15 protein-coding genes, 1 pseudogene and 2 riboswitches are annotated in these 20,297 nt (G+C 42.1%); of the genes and pseudogenes, 5 read left to right on the top strand and 11 right to left on the bottom strand.

All coding sequences use genetic code 11. The annotated features are described in order from the left end of the window. Positions 1–56: 56 nt before the first annotated feature. The 4 genes from ACZ5B7_RS30000 to ACZ5B7_RS30015 all read right to left on the bottom strand — a co-directional run bounded on the left by ACZ5B7_RS30000 (position 57) and on the right by ACZ5B7_RS30015 (position 5,429). Entirely contained in the window at positions 57–1,484 is a 1,428-nt protein-coding gene (locus tag ACZ5B7_RS30000) for a L,D-transpeptidase family protein (protein WP_464492160.1), read from the bottom strand. A 205-nt stretch (positions 1,485–1,689) separates the two neighbouring features. After that, a complete protein-coding gene (queF, locus tag ACZ5B7_RS30005; protein ID WP_213147880.1) occupies positions 1,690–2,190 on the bottom strand; it encodes a preQ(1) synthase in 501 nt (166 codons plus the stop codon). A 121-nt stretch (positions 2,191–2,311) separates the two neighbouring features. Then, a riboswitch (PreQ1 riboswitch) is annotated at positions 2,312–2,358 on the bottom strand. A 123-nt stretch (positions 2,359–2,481) separates the two neighbouring features. Then, entirely contained in the window at positions 2,482–4,041 is a 1,560-nt protein-coding gene (locus ACZ5B7_RS30010) for a flavin monoamine oxidase family protein (RefSeq protein ID WP_464492161.1), read from the bottom strand. Between the two features lie 296 nt (positions 4,042–4,337). Continuing rightward, a complete protein-coding gene (locus ACZ5B7_RS30015; protein ID WP_464492162.1) occupies positions 4,338–5,429 on the bottom strand; it encodes an LLM class flavin-dependent oxidoreductase in 1,092 nt (363 codons plus the stop codon). 247 nt (positions 5,430–5,676) lie between these two features. Between ACZ5B7_RS30015 and ACZ5B7_RS30020 the strand changes: the two genes are divergently transcribed. Beyond that, positions 5,677–6,276: an NADPH-dependent FMN reductase gene (locus ACZ5B7_RS30020; RefSeq protein ID WP_464492163.1), complete on the top strand. Its 600-nt coding sequence runs from the start codon at positions 5,677–5,679 to the stop codon at positions 6,274–6,276. Positions 6,277–6,356: 80 nt separating this feature from the next. On the opposite strand, the pseudogene ltrA reads toward ACZ5B7_RS30020, so the two are convergent. The 6 genes and pseudogenes from ltrA to ACZ5B7_RS30050 form a co-directional block, all read right to left on the bottom strand. Then, positions 6,357–7,615: pseudogene (ltrA, locus tag ACZ5B7_RS30025) on the bottom strand (group II intron reverse transcriptase/maturase). A 596-nt stretch (positions 7,616–8,211) separates the two neighbouring features. Continuing rightward, positions 8,212–8,925, bottom strand: coding sequence for an ABC transporter ATP-binding protein (locus ACZ5B7_RS30030; RefSeq protein ID WP_464492164.1), 714 nt, complete (start codon positions 8,923–8,925; stop codon positions 8,212–8,214). Next, positions 8,918–9,691, bottom strand: a complete 774-nt coding sequence (locus tag ACZ5B7_RS30035; protein WP_378586379.1) for an ABC transporter ATP-binding protein — start codon at positions 9,689–9,691, stop codon at positions 8,918–8,920. The genes ACZ5B7_RS30030 and ACZ5B7_RS30035 overlap by 8 nt, the downstream gene beginning before the upstream one ends. Beyond that, the gene (locus ACZ5B7_RS30040) at positions 9,675–10,634 is read right to left on the bottom strand and encodes a branched-chain amino acid ABC transporter permease (protein ID WP_464492165.1); all 960 of its coding nucleotides are present in this window, start codon (positions 10,632–10,634) and stop codon (positions 9,675–9,677) included. The genes ACZ5B7_RS30035 and ACZ5B7_RS30040 overlap by 17 nt, the downstream gene beginning before the upstream one ends. A 4-nt stretch (positions 10,635–10,638) precedes the next feature. Continuing rightward, positions 10,639–11,523, bottom strand: a complete 885-nt coding sequence (locus ACZ5B7_RS30045; RefSeq protein WP_213117017.1) for a branched-chain amino acid ABC transporter permease — start codon at positions 11,521–11,523, stop codon at positions 10,639–10,641. Positions 11,524–11,675: 152 nt separating this feature from the next. Beyond that, complete coding sequence (locus tag ACZ5B7_RS30050) at positions 11,676–12,836, bottom strand: ABC transporter substrate-binding protein (protein ID WP_213147872.1); 1,161 nt, start codon at positions 12,834–12,836, stop codon at positions 11,676–11,678. Positions 12,837–13,163: 327 nt separating this feature from the next. Here ACZ5B7_RS30050 and ACZ5B7_RS30055 point away from each other — a divergent pair, with 327 nt between their 5' ends. The 4 genes from ACZ5B7_RS30055 (at position 13,164) to ACZ5B7_RS30070 (ending at position 18,841) form a co-directional block, all read left to right on the top strand. Continuing rightward, positions 13,164–14,897, top strand: a complete 1,734-nt coding sequence (locus ACZ5B7_RS30055) for a LytS/YhcK type 5TM receptor domain-containing protein (protein ID WP_464492166.1) — start codon at positions 13,164–13,166, stop codon at positions 14,895–14,897. Next, entirely contained in the window at positions 14,898–15,635 is a 738-nt protein-coding gene (locus ACZ5B7_RS30060; protein WP_464492167.1) for a LytR/AlgR family response regulator transcription factor, read from the top strand. It begins immediately after the preceding gene. Positions 15,636–15,805: 170 nt separating this feature from the next. After that, the gene (locus tag ACZ5B7_RS30065; protein ID WP_423800223.1) at positions 15,806–17,257 is read left to right on the top strand and encodes a carbon starvation CstA family protein; all 1,452 of its coding nucleotides are present in this window, start codon (positions 15,806–15,808) and stop codon (positions 17,255–17,257) included. Positions 17,258–17,513: 256 nt separating this feature from the next. Further along, a riboswitch (ZMP/ZTP riboswitch) is annotated at positions 17,514–17,592 on the top strand. 49 nt (positions 17,593–17,641) lie between these two features. After that, a complete protein-coding gene (locus tag ACZ5B7_RS30070; RefSeq protein ID WP_464492168.1) occupies positions 17,642–18,841 on the top strand; it encodes a phosphoglycerate dehydrogenase in 1,200 nt (399 codons plus the stop codon). Positions 18,842–18,915: 74 nt separating this feature from the next. On the opposite strand, the gene ACZ5B7_RS30075 is transcribed toward ACZ5B7_RS30070, so the two are convergent. Continuing rightward, entirely contained in the window at positions 18,916–20,280 is a 1,365-nt protein-coding gene (locus tag ACZ5B7_RS30075; protein ID WP_464492169.1) for an amino acid permease, read from the bottom strand. Positions 20,281–20,297: the final 17 nt, after the last annotated feature.

Raw genomic sequence — 20,297 nt, forward strand, 5'->3', positions numbered from 1 at the left:
TCATACCTTTCATGTAAAAAGAAGACACTTCATGAAGTGCCTTCTCCTTGCGATTCTTAATTTTGTACAAGCTTATTACTATCTTTGAGGAAATTTTTCGCCATATCGGCATTAATGTAGAGATAGTACCAGTTATTCTCGAAGTTCAACCAGCCAGTGACAAGAGTAGGGTTTTTCTTTAAAAAGTATTTATTCCCGCCAATATCCGTCCACCCGGTATTTTCCGTAACAACAGGATCAAAGTCCTCAAGCCTGCTGATGACGGTGTTATCCATCACGCCATTGGAGTTAATGTAATACCATTTTCCTTTATAATTAATCCAGCCGGTCTTCATGCCTTCAATTTGGTCAAGATAGTACCATTTTTCTCCATCTTTCACCCACCCGGTTTGCATCACTCCATCGGCGGCAAAATAATATTTCTTGTCGCCCGCTTCAAGCCAGCCGGTCTTCATGGCTCCGGTATTATCTAAATAATATCTATTTCCGCCGTCCTCCAGCCAACCAGTTTTCATCGCGCCGGCAGGGTCAAGGAAATATTTCATTCCGCCTTCCTCGATCCAGCCGGTTTTCATTGCCCCGGCAGCGTCAAAGTAATACTTATTGCCACCGTCTTCTAACCACCCCGTTTTCGCTGCACCGTCTTTATCAAGATAGAATTTTTGACCGCCATCTTCCAGCCAGCCGATCTTCATCACACCATCATTTGCAAAATAATATTTCTTCCCTTTAATCTCTTGCCAGCCTGTTTTCAACACACCGCTGCTATCCAAATAATATTTCTTGCCGCTATCCGTCAGCCAGCCGGTCTTCATTATTCCGTTTTTATCAAAGAAATATTTTTTGCCATTTATCGTCTGCCAGCCTGTTTTTACCGCTCCATTTTCATAATAATACTTATTGCCACCTGCTTGCACCCAGCCGTTTTGAATTTGTGGTGCCGGCGTACCTTGATTCTCCCCATTAACTGGTACGGTTACTCCGTATCCATTAGCCATGGCGATAGTATCAAAACTATCACCGGAATGGGTAATAACCACCTCAGTATAATTTTGAATTCGGTCAAAAAGCCATCGAATTTCAGAGTTATGCATACGCACACAGCCTGAGCTGACGTACCGGCCGATGGAGCTTTCATTGTTATTCCCATGGATGCCATAGGTGGTTCCATAGGTTCCTCTTGCCTCAAGGCCCATCCAGCGGTCGCCTAGTGGGTTGCGAGGGTCCCCTCCGGCAATATGGCCTGTATAATAAGGGCGATTTACAATTTTATTAACAATCCTAAATTTCCCTTCGGGAGTTAAGTCCCTTGACCTCCCTGTCGCCACCTTAAAAGTCCTTACTAATGTGCCTCCATCGTAATATGCTAGGGTATTTGTCTTCTTATTAATAATAATTAACTGAGAAGTAGCAGCCTCTGATTGGCTTGAAAAGAAAAAGAAAGTTAATACAAAAATTAAAACCGCAGACGAAAATTTCCTCATATTTCTCTCCCCAATTCTGTTGATGATTATAAAGTACCACGAATCGGAGGAATATTTTGTCAAATTTTAGCAATAAATTTGTAAAATTTCTAATTTTTTAACGTAGGTGGAAATATTGTAAAGATTTTTTAATAAAAAACCTCCCATGGCCTTAGGACCAAAGGAGGGAGGGGATTTCTGAGTATATCTTCTTGTTAACTGTATCTTATCGGTTATCCACCTTTTCAGGATAAAGGTCATGATTCATCAACCGGAATTGGGCCATTTCTTCATACTTGGTTCCCGGTTTACCATAGTTGCACCATGGGTCAATGGAAATTCCGCCGCGCGGCGTAAATTTGCCCCAAACCTCAATGTACCGTGGATCCAGAAGCTTGATTAAATCATTCATGATGATGTTGACACAGTCTTCATGGAAATCGCCGTGGTTACGGAAGCTGAACAGATATAATTTCAGCGACTTGCTTTCAACGATTTTCTGATCCGGGATATAAGAAATATACATCGTTGCAAAATCCGGCTGTCCCGTCAGCGGGCAAAGGCTTGTAAACTCAGGGCAGTTAAACTTTACAAAAAAGTCGCGGTTTGGATGCAGGTTATCGACAGCCTCCAAGACCTCCGGCGCATATTCAAATAAGTATTTGGTGCCCTGATTTCCGAGCAGTGTTAAATCCTTTAAACCTTGTTCATCTGTACGTCCAGACATAAAAAAACCTCCTGTAAATGTGCCCCAGCACTTTCACAAGAGAGGTTCTTCACCATTCTAATCAAACTAAGGGGATAAAAGCAGAAAAGCCACATCCTTATGGACATGGCTTTATTGACATGAATCCATAGTTTTTTATAGAGGGTATCAGCTATGAACCTCTCCCGTTCGATACGGGTATTCTATTTTCTATATAATACTATAATGAACACTTTCCTATACGTCAAATGGAAATCACAGGGGAGGTTCTTTTACATCGGAAGCAAAAGAACCGTCCCCCTTGCATCCTTTTTATGGTAAGTCATTAATTACCTCTTTCGCAGCCCTTTCCCCGGATTCCACCGCTCCGTTTAAATAGCCTGGATACTTAATGGAGGTGTGTTCACCAGCGAAGAAGATATTGCCTTCCCGCTCTCCAACTATTCCGGCAAATTTTGTGTAATTGCCTACTTTCCAGTAAGAATAGGCTCCTTTTGACCATTGGTTGCTAAGCCAGTGATCAACCGTGGCTAAACCATTCCAATTACTTGTACTTCCTGGCAACACGGGGTCTAACTTGTCCAAGAAACTTTTAGCAATCTCATTCTTTTCTGTTACTGTTAACGCAGAAAGTTTGGCTGCTGTTTCGCCTCCCGTATAATTGACCAAAATTCCTGAAATGCCTTGTTGGGTACGTGAGGATTCGAAGGTCTGCTGGTAGCCAGTATCCGTAAAGGTTTCTCCATTATTCCCAAGGTCATTCCAGAATCGCTTAGCAAACTGTGCATGGAGCTTTGTATTTACACCCATTCCCAATTCTTCAATCGCTATTTTCTTTAAGTCTCGAAAGCTGGCATTCTCAAAATCTATCGTTTTTAAAATCTTAAATGGTATAGCCAGAATAACTTTATCGGCCAAAACCTCCCATTCCTTTATACGATTTCGAAAGGTAAGTCTTATTTCATTTTGGCTGGTTTGTTCAATTTTTATAAGAGGGGAATTTAACTCGATTTGTCCTGTAAGATTGTCAGCTAATAAGGTGGGGAGCTGATCATTTCCACCTCTAATATGAAAGCATTCATCTGAGTCTCCATATATGTGAAAATGATCCTTTTGGGCAAAGCCCAACATATAGAGGAGATTTAATGCACTCTGCAGACTTGCATCTGCTCCATTTTCGACGGTATATGCAACTTCCAATAATTTGCCGAATTTGGATTGAATTCCTCCCGGTACAATTTCATTAATATAATCCAACACTGACATATGATCCAGTTCATACCCACGGTCAGTATAATGATTGTAAAGTGTGGTCTCACCAACCTCTAATAAATCCTTTTTGAGTTTAGGCAAAATATGCATAAAATCATTTGTGACTTCCTCAAAGGTATAGGAGCAGCCATCAAAAAAATAAAATGGCATTGTCCCTGTTGGTTCTGCCATCACTACATTATCAAATTTCAAGCCAAGCTCTTTTCCCAATTCTTGAATCTCTTTATGACCTGTATCTATTAATTCCCCACCGCGTTCGACGATTTGGCCGTCTTTAAAATGCCCCCTTCTTGTCCAACAACGCCCCCCAACACGATTGGCCGCTTCATAAATCGTTGAGATAATTCCCTCTTGTTTAAGACGAAAGGCGCTCGTGAGTCCCGCTAATCCTGCTCCCACAATGACTACCCTTGGTGCTTTATGAAAACCATCACTCTTTTTTATTAACTGCTTTATTTCCTTTGCTTTAATGACTTCGACTTTTTGTAATGTGGCATCTTCCTTCAAATTAGCTTGTCCAGTGCTTTTTTCCTTTTCCACTGCGGCACTGGCCACAGCAAAAGACTTCTGCAAAATACCTGCTAATGGTGTACGTGCCAAAGCCTGTCCTCCTTTTGCAAAAATAGATCATGCTAATGATTGAATTACTATCCTGTGATAGTAATATCTATCAATAAAATATGCATGGCTTCTCTTTTTGGCTTTAGGCAAGCAGTAGGTCATCTGGTTTATTTTTATCAACGGACTGGGTGACCTGTAGATACTTAGGAACACAATGGCTAGCAGCATGGCCAGAATTCCCATTTATGCGGCTTTAGCAGGGAGTAAAAAATGACTGTTTTTAGTTTATAAACGCAAAAAAGGAGCCCCTTTTTTGGGACCCCAACTACTGATGCTTACAATGAAACAGGCTGTTTAACTGCTTTGTTTGTTTCGCGTCGAACAACCGGCGCCACCTTGGTCGCCAAAAGTTCGATGGATTCTGCTACCTTTTTAAATGGCATGCCGCCGATATCCATTTGCGCCATAAAACGTTGATGCCCGAAAACCTCATATTGGCGGAGGATTTTTTCAGTAATCTCCTGCGGACTGCCGACAAACAGGGCAGTTTCCGGTCCAGTAAGCTTATCAAACTCCTCTCGCGCCATGGCATTTACTCCGTGTTCCTGATTGAAAAAACCACGATAATTTGCGTAATAAGGGAAATAATTGTCTTTCGCCAGTTGGCTCGTCTCTGAAATAAACGCATGTCCCGTTACGGCCACCTTTAAATCATCAAGCGCAAACCCAGCTTCTGTTGCTGTCTTGCGATATACTTCCACAATCTGCTTAAATCTCATCGGATCACCGCCAAGGATCGCCATTGTTAAGCCCGCGCCATATTTACCTGCACGAATCGCGCTTTCCGGCGAACCGCCGACTCCTACCCAAAACGGAATCCCCTTTTGGACAGGCCTAGGGGCGATTTCTACATCCCTTAATGGGGTTCTAAATTTTCCCGTCCAAGTCACTCTTTCATTTGCATTTAACTTCAAAAATAAATCGATGTTTTCCTCAAACAGCCCGTCATAATCATCCAAATCATAACCAAACAGTGCAAAGGATTCCACAAAGGCCCCGCGGCCTGCAATCACTTCTGCCCGTCCACCTGACAAAAGGTCCAGCGTCGAGAAGTCTTCAAATAACCGAACTGGATCAACGGTCCCTAAGACGGTCGTTGTACTTGCCAGTTTCACCCGCTTTGTCACTTGAGAAATGGCGGAAAGAATCACAGGGGGTGAAGACGCCGCATAGTCGAGACGATGATGTTCACCAACACCAAAGACATCGAGGCCGGCCTCATCGGCAATTTTTGCAGCTTCTAAAATTTCTCCCATCCTTTGTCTGGCACTAATGGTTTTACCTGTTTGCGGGTCTGGTACCAAGTCTCCTAGTGTATATATGCCAATTTCCATACCGTTATTTTCATTTATATTATCTGTCTTCATTTGCGGTATCCTCCCAAAGTTCTGCAGCAAACAAAACTTACTAATAGTATTGATTACTTGACAATATCCATTCATTATTCTATCATAAATCTCAGATTAAAGATATTTTAATTCAAGGGAAACGATTTGTAAAGGCGCCTAATACACTTCATTTACCTTTGTTTATTTAGGTTTTATTTTTTGCAAAAAAGCAAAAAAATAAGGTCACAAGCCTAACATCAAGAAAATACAAGGTGGTGCAGCAGCAATGGGTTTTATAGACAAATTATTTGGCAATTCAGCTAAGGAGGAAAACAAAATGACAACTGAAAAATTAAATATCGGTATTATCTTAGGAAGCACTCGTGAAGGACGTGTAAGCCCGCAAGTTGGCGAATGGGTAAAAGGGATCGCTGACAAACGCGGCGATGCTAATTATGAAATCGTAGATATCGCTGATTTCAACTTACCATTCTTAGGAACAACTGATGGAACAGAACCAGGAATCGCAAAATGGAATGAAAAGCTTGCTAACTTAGATGGCTTTGTATTCATCGTTCAGGAATATAACCACAGCATTACTGGCGCTTTAAAAAATGCACTTGATTTTGCTCGTGAAGCATGGAACAACAAAGCAGCAGGTATCGTAAGCTATGGTTCTACAGGCGGCGCTCGTGCGGCAGAACATTTACGAGGTATCATGGGCGAGTTAATGATTGCTGATGTTCGCGTTCATCCTACATTATCCTTGTTCACTGATTTTGAAAACGGATCTGTTTTCAAACCACAAGCATTACACCTTGATAACGTAAATGCTATGCTTGATCAAGTAAACTCTTGGAGCGGCGCGTTAAAAACTATTCGATAATATTTAATCGAGTAGGAGGGGGTGACTAACCCCCGACCTCTCACACCACCGTACGTACCGCTCGGTATACGGCGGTTCCATTAAGATTGACGTAGAAATTCATAACGATTATATAGACTTCTCAACCCTCGTTGACTCCAATATGAGTTATCGAGGGTTTTGTGTAATATTGGACTACATGCGATTCTCCAGTAGTTCTTTCGGGAATTGCCCCATTCATATGCTTTGTAATCAGGGACACCTAAACCCATTAGTTTCCTGACTCTGGTTTTAGGTTTCTTCCACTGTTTCCATTTGCACATTCTGAGTCTTCTTCTTATCCATTCATCGAATTCTTTAAATTTGCTTGGTGTGTCAGCTAAGGCGAAGTACCCACACCATCCTGTTAGATAACGGTTTAACATTTCAATCCTTACTTCCATTGGAAAAGATTTTGACCGAGAGGTAATTTCTCGGATCTTCGTCTTAAAGCGTTTAATACTTTCTTTCGCAATTCGTACCTTCGGTTCTTTATTTAAAGTAAAGCTGAAACCAAGAAATTTCCGTTTCCACGGGCGGTCAACTGCCGACTTATCCCTGTTTACCTTCAACTTCAGTTTCTGCTCGATAAACGTCGAAACGGATTCCATTACACGTTTTCCTGCTTTTAATGACTTAACATAAATGTTGCAGTCGTCCGCATAACGGACAAACTTATGTCCTCTGGTTTCCAATTCTTTATCTAGTTTATCAAGAATTATGTTTGAAAGGAGAGGACTCAGAGGTCCTCCTTGCGGAGTACCTTCCTCCGTTGATTGAACGACACCGTTGAGCATTACACCTGATTGAAGATATTTCCGGATTAGTTTGAGAAGTATGCGGTCTTCGATTCTTTTAGCGAGTATCCCCATCAATTTGTCATGATTGACCTTATCAAAGAATTTCTCTAAGTCCATATCAATTACCCAACGGAAACCCTCCTTGATAAATCCCTTTGCCTTTCTTACCGCATTATGGGCACTCCTATTAGGACGGAAACCATAGCTGTTTTCAGAAAAGGTTGGGTCAAAGATTGGGGTTAATACTTGGCAATTGCCTGTTGGATGAAACGGTCTGTCACAGTTGGTATGCCTAAAAGCCTTATTCCTCCGCTTGGTTTCGGGATTTCGACACGGCGAACAGGGGAAGGATGATAGTTACCTGTTCTCAAAGCTTCCCGAAGGGAATCCCAGTTTTCATAGAGATGTCGTCGTAGGAATTTTACGGACATTCCATCTATGCCGTGACTTCCTTTGTTCTGCTCTACCCGTTTAAGGGCAGTTAAGAGATTTTCTCGTGACAAGATTCGTTCCATTAACATGATGATATTCCTTTCCACGTGAATGAAGGCTCTGTTTATGCCGACTCTTGCTCCACCCTCCTAGAGTCCCCAGCGGATTCACCGCTTCCTCCTTTAGGTAGGTCCTTTCGGATTGTCTGTGTTCAATGCAATTGCCGAATGTACAGACTTCATTCTCTCTTAATAGTTCAGTCCTCCCCATTCATTCTCGAGTTAGAATGGTACTATGACCTCTGCTGACTTCTGATTGTTCAGCTATCCATTGCTAGACAGGTTACCAAGTGTACTTGGCTTGTCAATCAGACCTCCCCGGGTAAGAGTGCAGTCTTTCCCTCCATCTATCTGCTTCATTTACTCTGTACCACCTTCGGCAGTATGGACTTTGTTTTGGATTGCAAACTCATCCAATGATACCTAGCCTTATATGAAGTTCGTGTTCCTCAGACCGGAGGTTTGCCGTTCGCTTCCTTCAGATTCCGCGTCACCACGGACACCCTTGCGTTAAGCTAACCACTACTACTGCCTTCATGGCTCGGGACTTTCACCCTAGAGACTGCACCCATGCCGGGCGCGCAATCAAAAAAGGAGATTGCATCGGCAATCTCCTTTTCATATCGCTATTTTTCCGACTTTCTTCCAAGGTATGCTTCGACAATTCTTGGGTCTTCCAACAGTTCCTTCGCCTTCCCGTGAATGATAACCTTCCCGGTTTCCAACACGTATCCATAGTCAGCTATTTTCAAGGCCTGTTTCGCATTTTGTTCGACGACAAGCACAGTAGTGCCGGCATCTTTGATTTCCTTGATAATTTTAAAAATTTCCGCCACGATCAATGGAGCTAGTCCCATTGAAGGCTCGTCCAGCAATAATAATTTAGGACGTGCCAGCAATGCGCGGGCGATGGCAAGCATTTGCTGCTGTCCGCCTGAAAGTGTTCCGCCAAGCTGATTCTTCCGCTCTTTTAAGATAGGGAATCTTTTCATGACATCTTCCAGGTCCTTTTCAACCTCTTTATCTTTTCTTTGGTAAGCCCCCATATCAAGGTTTTCCATGACAGTCATTCCCGACAATATGGCCCTTCCCTCAGGAACAAGAGAAATCCCTTTTTTAACTAGCTGGTCCGGTCTCAAGCCAGTGACATTTTCCCCAAGAAACTCAATGGTTCCGGTCTTCGGCTTAATTAATCCGGCAATTGTTTTCATCGTTGTTGTTTTTCCGGCCCCGTTCGCCCCTAGGATCGTGACAATTTTCCCTTGTTCCACTTCCAGGCTGACTCCTTTTAGGGCCTGAATTTTTCCGTAAAATGTCTCAATTCCAGATACTTTAAGCAATTTCATCATCTCCCTCTGATCCGAGGTAGGCTTCAATAACAGCTTGGTTATTTTGAATTTCATCCGGTGTTCCCTCAGCAAGCTTTTTACCGAAGTTTAAAACGGTAATTCGATCACACAGCCTCATGACAAGCGGCATGTCATGTTCAATTAACAGAGTTGTGATGCCTCGCTCCTGGACCTTTTTAATCAAATGATATAAATCAGCTGTTTCGGTATCATTCATACCAGCAGCGGGTTCATCCAATAATAACAGCTTTGGATTGCTTGCTAAAGCTCTCGCAATTTCTAGCCGTCTTTGCTGGCCATAAGCTAGGTTTTCCGCAATCGCATCCTCAAACTCCAATAAGCCTACTAATTCGAGAATCTCCTTCGCAGTTACACGTAATCTTTCTTCTTCAGCACGCTGTCCCTTTGTCCTCAGTACACCGCTAAAGACACCTGATTTACTGCGGGTGTGCCCTCCAACCAACACATTTTCCAGAACCGTCATTTGAGAGAAAAGACGAATGTTTTGGAAGGTCCGGCAAATTCCCTTATTGGTAATTTTATGTGGTTTAAATCCGGTAATTTTTTCATCTAAAAAGGTAATTTCGCCCGATGTTGGAGGGAACATATTCGTAATCATATTAAACATAGTCGTTTTCCCTGCACCGTTTGGACCAATAAGACCGTAGATTTCTCCTTCCTTAATGGAAAAAGAAACATCAGTTAACGCTGAAATACCGCCAAAATTTTTCGTGATGTTGTTAATTTTTAGAACCATGTTTACCCCTCCTTTTTGACAGCTGAAACTTCTGTAAAAGGGGAACATCAATAATTCCCTGTGGGCGGAATGCCATCATTAAAATCAAAATGGCACCATAAATCATATAACGGTATTCACTGATAAAACGCAATACCTCTGGCATCAAGGTCATAAAGGCGGCACCAAAAATAGAGCCCCAAATGACTTCGCTTCCGCCGAATACCGCGAAAATCAAAATCTCAACGGCGCGATGGTAGGAAAAATCAGCAGGGCTGATATAGCCCATAACATGGGCGAATAATGCGCCCGCAAAACCTGATATAACCGCCCCTTGAACAAAAGATAAAACTTTATAATACGTGATATTGACTCCCATTGCCTCCGCCGCTTTCTCATCCATTTTAATGGCTGCAAAAGCACGGCCGACACGGGATTTATTTTGTCTAACAAGGAACCAGATTAAAAGAATATTGATGATGACCAATATAATTAGTACCAGTAAATAAACGTACTGATTATTTTTTAAGCCAATGTCCAGCGGATTAAATCCAGCATCCCTGGAGACCTTTAGCAGTTCCCTGCCGATTTGCGGAATACCTGAAAGACCAACTGCACCCTTAGTAAGAGATTCCCAATTAATAAGGAACACCCGAATGACTTCACCGAAACCAAGGGTGGCAATCGCCAAATAAACCCCCGTTAACCGAAGTGACGGAATTCCGATTAGAATACCGACTAGTCCTGCAACGATAGCTCCTGCAATGACACTGACAACAATGGGCAGATCGTAGTTAATGGTTAATAATGCTGATGTATAGGCTCCAATCCCCATAAATCCGGCATTCCCTAAAGAGAGTTGTCCGGAAGAAAGGGTAACATAAATACTTAAGCCTAAAATAATGTTAATCATAATAAACGAAGCGACTTGAAGGTAGTATGGATTTAAAAAGTCTCCAAGCATATCATCACGGCCTTCCCTCAGATGTCTTTTGGCCGAATAGTCCCTGCGGCCGGATTAAAAGAATCACGATGATTGCGAGGAATGCAATAGCATCCCGATATCCTGAATCTCCATAAGCGACAATGAGCGTTTCGGCTAATCCAAGAATCAATCCGCCAGCCATAGCGCCTTTCACATTGCCCATTCCACCAAGGATAATGATGGCAAGTCCTTTAAGCCCCATCGATAAGCCCATTTGCGGGTTAACGGAGTTAAACGCCATCCCAACAAGAATACCGGCAATTCCGCCCATCGCGGATGCCATCACGACTGTTAAAGTGATGATCTGTCTCGTATTGACACCAAGGATACTAGCTGTATCCAAATTTTCCGCTGTCGCACGGAGGGCTTTCCCTGCTCTTGTTTTAGACAGCCAATACGAAAGAGCCATCATTAACACAACTGAAATCACAAAAATGACGATTTGCACTACATAGATAGTGATAGAACCAATTGTAAAATGTATTTCAGCAAACGCATTTTTAAACGGATGATTACCCGCGCCGAATAAGTGATGCGATAGATTTTCCAGTAAAATTGATACCCCGATTGTGCTGATTAATGGGGCAAGGTGCGATACGCCCTTTTTTCCGCGAAGCGGTCTTAAGGCAAATCGCTCAAGCATATAACCTAAAATTGCGGTGACAATAATTGCAGCTAGAAATGCCATCCAAATCGGCCAACCCAATGTACTTGTGACCATGACGCCTACAAAAGCGCCAAACATAAAGATTTCGCCATGCGCCATATTAATGATGCCAAGAACTCCAAAAACCAGCGTAAATCCAAGGGCAACGATGGCATAGATGCTTCCTAGCGTGATTCCGTTTATTAGCTGTTCTAATAGCAAAACATCTCACCCTCTAACTCCATTTTTTCAAAAACCAGTAGTAGTAATTAAAGCCCCCCGCCTTTAGGCTTTGGCAGCCTGTAGCGGGGAGCAGCTGATAGTAGTGATTCATTGTTCTGTTTGATAACCTTCAAACTATCGAACGTTCAAGCTTATTCGAAAATTTGGAACTTCCCGTCCTTAATAATAAGAACGGTTGGATCCATCACAACGTCTCCATCCTTGTCAAAGGAGAATTTACCAAGGATCCCAGGGAAATCCTTAATTTCAGCAAGAGAATCACGCAGTGCATCGCGGTCCGCTTCGCCTGCATTTTTTAGTGCTTCAGCCATGATATAAAGCGCATCATAAGCCTGTGCTGCGAATTGGTCTGGTTTCTTGCCATATTCGGATTCATACTTTTTCACGAACTCTTGAACTTTTGGATCTTGCTTATCGCCAAACCAAGGAGTTGCCACAATCAGTCCATCAGCAGCCTGTCCAGCAATTTGAATAACCTGTGGAGAGTTAAATCCGTTACCGCCGACAAATGGTACATCAATTCCCAGTTTGCGGGCCTGGTCCATAATAACAGCACCTTCATTATATAGAGCTGAACATAGAATTAAGTCCGGTTGAAGGCCCTTAATTTTTGTTAATTGTGCATTATAGTCAGCCTGACCCTTTTGGAAGGTTTCAGTTGTTACTACATCAAGCTTCATTTTTTCAGCTGTCTTTTTCATCGTGTCATAACCGGACTTTGTAAACACATCATCATTTCCGTAAAGAATAGCCACTTTCTTCACTTTGTATTTATCAACTGCTTTTTTCACTGCTGCAGGAATAGCTAGTGCTTCTGGCAGTGAGTTTCTAAATACATAGTCACCGATTTGTGGGATTCCTTCAGCAGTAGTAGATGTACCCATGATTGGAATACCATTCAAGTCTGCCTCAGGGCCGACAACATTCATTTCTGTACTTAAAGTAGGTCCCAATAGGGCTACAATACTATCGTCACTCATTAACTTTTGAGCTGCAGATAAAGCTTGTTCCTGTTTACCTGCTGAGTCTTCAACAACAAGGTCGATTTTGACATCGCCTTTTGCATTAATTTCTTTTTTCGCTAAATTAAAACCGTTAGTAATAGCTTCACCGTAAGCTGCTCCAGGTCCAGTTAAATAGGAAACAACACCGATTTTTGCTTCCACGGCCTTGCCGCTTTCTTTCGTATCGCCCTTTTTGCCAGAAGTTTCTGAATTATTACTGCATGCTGTTAAGACAACAAGTAAAAGAACAGTAAAAAGCAGAAACGACTTATTAAGGATTTTTCTCATGTCCTTCTTTCCCCCTATTTTTCGACAAAATTAGTTATATATATCTATTAAATACTAATATTATTTCAATGTAAAGATTTTGCACTGAATTTTTAGAATCTTATTTCTATTCGAAAAAATAGTTAAACGCTTTCATTCTTGTAATCTAGCGGAATTTATTAAAAAAATTAATAGAAAAAATTTTTACTTTAAAATGATGGAAAGGTATTTATAACAAATCGACAGTTGTCTCGCAGTTTCCTTTAAAAATAATTACGAATATTATTAATACTGTTACAATAGGAGAAAGGTGGTTATTCTTAGAAAGCACAAAAAAGGAGGATTTCCATGTTTGAATTATTAGTTACGATGGTAGAGCGGCTTGGAATCCTTGTGATGATAGCCTTTGTGTTGACAAGATTCCCTTTCTTTCGCGACATGATTTATCGGGAGGAATTGAATCGAAAACAGCAAGTGCTTGCGATAGTCTTCTTTGGCTTCTTTGGGATTATCGGCACGTATTCAGGACTGACACTTAGTACAAATAGTCTTCAATTTAATCGCTGGATCTCGGAGTTAAATTCGGATGAAGCGATTGCCAACTCCCGGGTCATAGGTGTCGTTTTAGGAGGTCTTCTGGGCGGCTATCGTGTCGGCATTGGCGCCGGATTAATTGCGGGGCTGCACCGCTTTACATTAGGTGGGTTTACAGCCATATCATGCGGGCTTGCCACGATTCTCACCGGAATACTGGCAGGATTCTTCCATAAGAAAGACAAGCATGTAAAACTAAAGTCTTCTTTTCTGCTTGGTGCCATTGCAGAATCTGTACAAATGCTGGTCATTCTATTAATCTCCCGGCCGTTTGAAAGAGCGTGGGATTTAGTTGAAATTATTGGCCTGCCGATGATTATTGCAAATGGGATTGGCTGTGCTCTTTTCCTTCTCATTATTAAAAGTGTCATAAATGAAGAAGAGAAAGCAGGGGCCCTGCAAGCCCAAAAAACACTGCGTATCGCTGACAAAACTCTGGCCTTTCTCCGGAATGGACTCAATACCGAATCGGCCAAAGTGGTTTGCCACATTCTCCATAATGAAATGAATACGAGTGCCGTGACCATGACAAATTCAGTGGAAATATTGGCCCATGTCGGCCAAGGCCATGATCATCATTTACCACATCAAGCGATTCAAACCAACATCATACAGGACGTTATAAAGAAGGGGGAAATTACCACTTCACGGCGAAATACCCTTTGTGACACCGAGGGATGTCCGCTTGACGCCGTCGTCATTGCACCTTTAAAACAACGGAGAGAGACAATTGGAACCTTGCAATTTTTCTTCCGCTCAGAAAAAGAAATCACCCCAGTCATCATGGAACTGATCTCTGGTCTAAGCCTGCTATTAAGCAACCAGCTTGAGATTGCTGAAGCGGATAAATCCTATCAACTGGCAAAGGAAGCGGAAATTAAGGCTCTTCAAGCACAAATAAGCCCACATTTTCTATTTAACTCGTTAAATACGATTCTCTCACTCATTCGTATCAATCCAGCAAAGGCACGGGAACTGCTTGTCTCACTGTCGCATTTTTTACGGCAGAACCTATCCATCACAACTCAAAACATGACAACACTTGAACAGGAATTGCGACATGTGAAAGCCTATTTGGCGATTGAAGAAGCAAGATTTATCAATAAATTGAAAGTTATCTATGAAGTAGAAGAAGACGCCCTTCTGCAACAGATTCCGCCCCTGACTCTGCAGCCAATTGTTGAAAACGCCATCAAGCACGGGATTAAAGACAAGGTCAGCAATTGTGTTGTAAAAATTACAATTCAAAAACTGCAAGAGTCGGCATACGTGAAAATTGAGGACAATGGGGTTGGAATGAGCACGGAGCGGGCCGGGCAGATCAGCAAAGCACCGATAGCTTCTGAATTTGGAAACGGGTTAGCCCTTTATAATGTAAATCGCAGATTGACGATGGTGTTTGGCGAAGAAGCTGCCCTTGATGTAAAAAGCGAAATTAATATCGGGACAGAAATTTCCCTTTCTATTCCTTGTTTGGAGGTGGGCTAAATGGAACAATTGATTAGAACCTTGATTGTAGATGATGAACTATACAGCAGGGATGAACTTAAACACCTGTTAGGGAATTTCCCTGCTATTCAAATTGTCGGGGAAGCAGAATCCGGCCAGGAGACAATCATGAAGGCCATTCAGCTTCAGCCAGATGTCGTTTTTCTGGATGTTGAAATGCCAAAAATGAATGGGATGAGTACCGCAAAATTATTGATGGAATTAAAAAAGGCACCATTAGTCGTGTTTGCTACGGCCTACCCGCAATTTGCCGTGGAAGCTTTTCGCTTTAATGCCGTAGATTATCTGCTAAAGCCTTATGACGAGGAACAGTTAAAGGAGACGGTTAGCCGTATTATAAAAAATAGGAGCACTCCCACAGATGCGGATGCGGACGCAGGTAAACAATCCGGAAAGCTGGCCATTGAAACAGAAGGGGAAATTTTCTATATTGAACCAAAGGATATCCTTTATATTTACAGGGATGACAAATGGACAAGGCTGATCACGAACAACGGTGAGTTTGAAACGAAAATTCCTCTTAAGGAATTGGAGGTTAGGCTGACCACTTTTGGTTTCTTCCGAATTCATAAAAGCTTCCTTGTGAATCTTGACTATGTAACTCGCTTGACTCCTTGGTTTAATGGTGCCTATCAGCTGCAAATCGAAGGAAGAAAGGAAATGCTGTCTGTTAGCAGGAATTATGTAAAGGGATTAAGAACAAGACTCGAAATTTAATATGTAAACAGATAAGCAAATATTTTAAATTTCAGCATCTTAGACCTAAAAGAAAACATGTTAATCCCAAAAATCTACCTGTTAGTCACAAATTACCCATATCTCAATTTCTCTCTTTTATACTTAAATATGTAAACGCATTCATCCGTTTGTAAAGAGGGGGAAAAAACTTGTATACATTTCTTGCAGGGATTGCCTTGTTAATTATCGGTTATTTCACGTATGGCAAATTCGTTGAAAAATTGTTTGGCGTCAAAGAAAGCAGAGCAACACCGGCCTTTGTCAATAATGATGGTGTTGACTACTTGCCAATGAGTACACCAAAGAACTCTTTAATTCAATTATTAAACATTGCCGGAACTGGACCAGTTTATGGGCCCATTTTAGGTGCTTTATATGGGCCGGTCGCCTTTATCTGGATTGTGGTTGGCTGTATTTTTGCCGGTGCGGTACACGATTATTTAACTGGAATGATTTCCATCCGAAACCGTGGCGCCCATCTGCCGGAGCTTGCCAGTAGATTTTTAGGAAAAGTAATGAGACACGTTGTCAATGGCTTTGCTGTCTTGCTACTTCTATTAGTAGGTACTGTATTTGTGACAACACCAGCCGCCCTTTTAAATGTCTTGATGGATGGCAAGGTGGCTTTAGCAGTTATTATTGGTGCTATCTTTCTCTATTACATTTTGGCTACACTCTTACCAGTTGATAAAGTTATCGGCCGTCTTTATCCCTATTTCGGTGCGCTGCTTTTAATCAGTGCCATCGGCGTAGGAATAGGCTTAGTCGTTACCGGCCAGCCAATTCCAGAACTTTCTTTTAAAAATTTCCACCCTGCTGGCGCTTCGATTTTTCCATTATTGTTTTTCACGATTTCATGCGGCGCTTTATCAGGATTCCATGCAACACAAACACCGATCATATCACGTACAACGCAAAATGAAAAAGAAGGCCGTAAAATTTTCTACGGTATGATGATCACAGAAGGAATTATCGCGATGATTTGGGCTGCTGCCGGAATGAGCATGTTCCATGGCTATAATGGCTTACAGGAAGTCCTTGCTGCCGGCGGACCTGGTGCAGTGGTCAGTCAAGCCTCCACAACACTGCTTGGTGCAATCGGCGGTACACTCGCTGTCCTTGGTGTCGTTGTCCTGCCGATCACTTCAGGGGATACTGCTTTCCGCAGTGCACGGATGATCATTGCAGAATACTTAAATATCGCGCAAAAGAAATTATCCAGCCGTTTATGGATTGCTGTTCCACTTTTTGTGATTTCAGCAGCATTAACTCAAATCGACTTTAATATTTTATGGAGATACTTTAACTGGGCCAACCAATCAACAGCGGTCATTGCTTTGTTTGTCGGCGCTATGTATCTCTATATTGCGAAGAAAAACTACTTTGTTCCGCTGATTCCTGGAACGTTCATGCTTTTGATGGTTATCACTTATATTCTAAACGCACCAATCGGATTCGGATTATCCGTAACTGTTTCATGGATTGGCGGTGTCATCGGCACATTAATCCTGCTCGCATTATTCTTTAATGCCGCTAAAAAGGCTCGTGCCAATAATCTTCCTCTCGAAGAAGACATATCTGGCTGGAACAAGGTGGCCTAATGGGCTGCTGTAACCCAAACTATCGGAAAGTAGTGAACGAACAGGAAGAACAGCTTAATCAAAAGGGAAACAATTCTCTTCCATTGATCGCAAAAATTATTATTATTCTCATCACAGCTGGTGGGCTCCTGGCGCTCTTCCTGCGATAGGCTGAACCCTGGGGGCGGTTCTTTTGCTTTAAAACAAAAGAACCGCCCCCATGAATCATTTAGGGTAGAAAATTATGAAAATTTGTGATACGATGTAATAAGTTTAAAAGGCCGTGTGTAACTGGCGAAACGCGGATAACCGCGAGGGAGCACACGGTGTCGAAGCCGTTCGCCTGGGCAGAGGTAAGGGAATTAACTCCCTTACCTCTTTCTGCTTATAAAAGGAGGAAGAAAAATGAGCACTATCGCTGTAGAAAAAGTGAACACCATCAAAACCCTTAATAATATCGCGGAAAGAGGGCTAAACGTATTCAATAAGAACGGCTTTCTGGTTGACAACGGCAGTGAAAATCCTGATGCCATCCTTGTTCGCAGCTTTAATATGCACTCGTTAGAATTCGGTGAAAATTTAAAGGCAATCGCAAGAGCAGGAGCAGGTGTCAATAATATTCCGGTCGATAGATGTACAGAGCAAGGTATTGTTGTGTTCAATACCCCTGGGGCAAATGCCAACGCTGTAAAAGAAATGGTCCTTACCTCATTAATAGCTTCTTCCCGTAACCTTTTTGCCGGTGTAGCTTGGACTAAGTCGTTAGATGGTGAAGGCGAACAAATTCCAAAGCTTGTCGAAGCAGGCAAAAAGCAATTTGTCGGAAAAGAAATTAAAGGGAAAACGTTGGGTGTTATTGGATTAGGAGCGATAGGTGCACTTGTGGCCAATGATGCGCTGGATTTAGATATGGATGTTATCGGATTTGATCCATTTATCTCTGTTGATACCGCTTGGAATTTGTCCCGCAATGTGCAGCGGGCCATGACGATTGAACAGTTATTTGCAGAATCAGACTATATCACTGTTCACGTACCGCTAACCGATGACACAAGAGGAATGTTTAACCAAGCAACCTTCAGCATCATGAAGGCTGGTGTTCATATTTTAAACTTCTCCCGTGGTGAACTTGTCAATGAAACAGACATGGCTGCCGCTCTCGAAAGCGGAAAAGTTGGAAAGTATATTACCGATTTTCCGAATGAAAATGTGATCAAAATGAAAAATACAGTTCCGATTCCACACTTAGGCGCCTCTACAATAGAATCAGAGGAAAATTGTGCGATCATGGCAGCTCGTCAGGTGAAGGAATTTTTAGAAACAGGCAATATCAAAAACTCAGTGAATTTCCCAAATACCAGCCTGCCTTATACTGGTAAGCGGCGCGTAGCAGCATTCCATCAGAATGTTCCAAATATGGTTGGACAGATTACATCTGCAGTATCCAGCTATCATTTAAACATTGCTGATATGGTCAACAGAAGCCGCGGGGGTTATGCCTATACAATTATTGACATTGATAATAAAGTAAACGGTGAAGTTATTCCAGGATTAGAGGAAAAAGTAAAACAAATTCCTGGAATGGTGACAGTTCGGATCATTTAATTAGGAAAAATTAAGTTACATCAAAATGGAGCCTGGTTTCAATACCGGCTCCATTTCTTTTACCCAATTTGATTCTATGCTGATAATTTTAATTTTTTCTCTTTTTTCCTTCTATAGGAATACAAAGCAAATAATAGAATAAACCATAGTGGTGTCAACAATAGGGCCGGACGGGTAGCGTCGGCGAACAGCATGATGATGAGAATCGCCGCAAACAAGGTCAGGACCGCATAATTAACAAATGGTGTAAATGGTGCTTTAAATTTTGACTTTGCCTGTAAGTCCGGACGAGTTTTCTTATACCTTACATGACAAATCAGAATGACGCCCCAAACCCAAATAAAACAAATGGCACTAATGGTTGTCACAATTCCAAAAGCCTGCTCCGGAATAAGCTTGCTAAGGAGCGCTCCCCCTGTCAGGACAAGAGTCGAAATCAACAACGCGTTACTTGGCACATGATTTTTATTCAGTCTAGCAAAATTGGCTGGTCCCTGGCTATTGTTGCTTAAATTATATAAAATCCGGCTTGTTGAAAACATCCCACTGTTACAAGCAGAAGCGGCAGAAGTTAAAACGACAAAATTAATAATTCCTGCGGCAATCGGTATCCCGACTAAACTAAACGTTTTGACAAACGGACTTTCAGCGGCATTCAGTTCTGTCCATGGATTAATACATAGAAGAACAATCAATGCGCCAACGTAGAAAAATAAAATCCGCAAAGGAATTTTATTAATGGCCGATGGGATATTTTTTTCCGGATTGGCTGTTTCCGCTGCCGATACACCCACTAATTCCACACCAACGAATGCGAAAACGACCATTTGGAATGAAAGCAAGAAGCCTGTCATTCCATTTGGAAAAAGGCCGCCATGTTCCCAAAGATTTTTAATAGAAACCGCCCCTGCATCTGTCTTGAATCCCATCACTAGCAAAATGATCCCAATTCCGATTAAGGCAAGAATGGTAATGACCTTTATTAAGGCAAACCAGAACTCCAATTCTCCAAAAAGCTTTACCGTTAATAGATTGAGGCCCAATAAGACGACCAAACAGACAATTGCAGGTATCCACTGTGGGATATCAAACCAATATCGTACATATACACCAACAGCAATCACATCAGCCATAGCGGTCATAATCCAGCAAAACCAATAGGTCCATCCCGTTACAAACGCAACTCGCGGTCCAAGGTAATCTTCGGCAATGTCAGTAAAAGACTGATAGCCCGCCTTAGACAGCAGGAGTTCCCCCAGCGCCCTCATCACAAAGAAACAGGCAATACCTACGATTAAATAAGCAAAGATAATGGATGGGCCAGCCAGTTGGATGGCTTTACCCGACCCCAGGAATAATCCGGTACCAATGGTGCCGCCAATTGCGATAAGTTGAACGTGCCGATTTGCTAAATTCCTCTTTAATTCTTGCTGTGCCAACCTTGACTCCCCCTTAA

The organism is Neobacillus sp. S1115, assembly GCF_055385565.1.

What these genes read in the sequence shown, in the direction of transcription:
- ACZ5B7_RS30055 (WP_464492166.1), top strand. Translation starts at nt 13,164, where the DNA reads ATGTTTGAATTATTAGTTACGATGGTAGAGCGGCTTGGAATCCTTGTG.
- ACZ5B7_RS30060 (WP_464492167.1), top strand. Translation starts at nt 14,898, where the DNA reads ATGGAACAATTGATTAGAACCTTGATTGTAGATGATGAACTATACAGC.
- ACZ5B7_RS30070 (WP_464492168.1), top strand. Translation starts at nt 17,642, where the DNA reads ATGAGCACTATCGCTGTAGAAAAAGTGAACACCATCAAAACCCTTAAT.
- ACZ5B7_RS30020 (WP_464492163.1), top strand. Translation starts at nt 5,677, where the DNA reads ATGGGTTTTATAGACAAATTATTTGGCAATTCAGCTAAGGAGGAAAAC.
- ACZ5B7_RS30050 (WP_213147872.1), bottom strand. Translation starts at nt 12,836, where the DNA reads ATGAGAAAAATCCTTAATAAGTCGTTTCTGCTTTTTACTGTTCTTTTA.
- queF (WP_213147880.1), bottom strand. Translation starts at nt 2,190, where the DNA reads ATGTCTGGACGTACAGATGAACAAGGTTTAAAGGATTTAACACTGCTC.
- ACZ5B7_RS30035 (WP_378586379.1), bottom strand. Translation starts at nt 9,691, where the DNA reads ATGGTTCTAAAAATTAACAACATCACGAAAAATTTTGGCGGTATTTCA.
- ACZ5B7_RS30000 (WP_464492160.1), bottom strand. Translation starts at nt 1,484, where the DNA reads ATGAGGAAATTTTCGTCTGCGGTTTTAATTTTTGTATTAACTTTCTTT.
- ACZ5B7_RS30015 (WP_464492162.1), bottom strand. Translation starts at nt 5,429, where the DNA reads ATGAAGACAGATAATATAAATGAAAATAACGGTATGGAAATTGGCATA.
- ACZ5B7_RS30040 (WP_464492165.1), bottom strand. Translation starts at nt 10,634, where the DNA reads ATGCTTGGAGACTTTTTAAATCCATACTACCTTCAAGTCGCTTCGTTT.